Here is a 1,341-nt window from a genome sequence, read left to right as displayed (position 1 = left end):
CCGTGTCTCAGTTCCAGTGTGTCCGACCGTCCTCTCAGACCGGATACTGATCGTTGCCTTGGTGAGCCATTACCTCACCAACTAGCTAATGCAACGCATGCCCATCCATAACCACCGTAGTTTTAATAATAAAGAGATGCCTCTTCACTATACTATGGAGTATTAATCCGAATTTCTTCGGGCTATCCTCCAGTTATGGGTAGGTTGCATACGTGTTACGCACCCGTGCGCCACTCGTCAGCATGTATTGCTACACCTGTTACCGTTCGACTTGCATGTATTAGGCCTGCCGCTAGCGTTCATCCTGAGCCAGGATCAAACTCTCCATTGTAAGTTTGATATTGTTTTCCAATTTAATGGAATGCTTCAAGATTTGTTTCTCATTGACTACAAATAAGAATTTGTAATCAAAGGATACTTACTCTATTCCTTTTTATTTGCTTCAATATTTTCAAAGAACGTTTAATATATTATTCCATTGAAGGAACCTAAAATATTAATCGATACAAGAACTTTACTTAATCCCTTTTTTAAAGGGAGGGCAAAGCTACAAACGTTTTATTAATCTGCAAATATTATTTACAAATTGTTATTAAAATATTTGTCTTTTTTTAAGGAACGTTTTCTTAAAAGGGTTGCAAATGTATGTGGTTTCTGTTGATCTGCAAACATATTCTGCATAAAATATTGTAATAACCTCATAATCAGGTAAAAAAACTATGGGATTGAAATGGAAACCGGAAGTATTTTACCATTAAAGTGCTGATTGCCCGTTAAAGCGAAGGTTGCAACATAATCAGCCATTTGAGTCGCAGATAATGGTGCTTTGTAATGGGGAAAGGCTTTCCGGAGCATTTCGGTTTGAACGGAACCGAGCGCAAGACAATTTACGGAGATATTATACTGTTTTAGTTCCTCAGCAAGACATTCGGTCAATACTGCAACTGCTCCTTTACTTGAACTATATGCGGAAAGCCCTGAAAACTTCACACTTCCCTGTACTCCACCCATGCTGCTTATATTGACAATATGTGAACCCCTCTTCGCTTTTTTCAGTAACGGGATCAGATCACGAACAAGCTTAAAAACACTTAATACATTTACATTGTACACGTTTTCCAAATCCTTATCACTTGTATTTTGAATGGATTTATTGACAATGGCACCTGCATTATTGATAAGAACGTCAATAAATTTAAATTGCTTTTGTATAAGCGGAATCAGTTTTTTTTTCATGTTCTTATCGGCCAGATCAACCGCAACAATATATACGTTGCTTTTATTGCACTCTCTCTTCAGCTTCTCAAGCGCACCTTTATTTCTCGACAATGCAATTATTTT

General features: G+C 37.4%; 1 protein-coding gene and 1 rRNA gene. Both read right to left on the bottom strand.

Features of this window, described 5'->3' with window-relative positions; genetic code table 11:
- Positions 1-333: ribosomal RNA gene (locus tag HYU69_14545) — 16S ribosomal RNA — on the bottom strand; the annotation flags it as partial.
- Between the two features lie 384 nt (positions 334-717).
- Positions 718-1,329, bottom strand: a complete 612-nt coding sequence (locus HYU69_14540) for an SDR family oxidoreductase (GenBank protein ID MBI2271560.1) — start codon at positions 1,327-1,329, stop codon at positions 718-720.
- Between the last annotated feature and the right edge of the window lie 12 nt (positions 1,330-1,341).

This window comes from Bacteroidota bacterium (genome assembly GCA_016183775.1).
Classification (GTDB): domain Bacteria; phylum Bacteroidota; class Bacteroidia; order JABDFU01; family JABDFU01; genus JABDFU01.
Note: the sequence above shows the minus strand (reverse complement) of the source record. Positions and strands in the feature narration are given on the sequence as shown.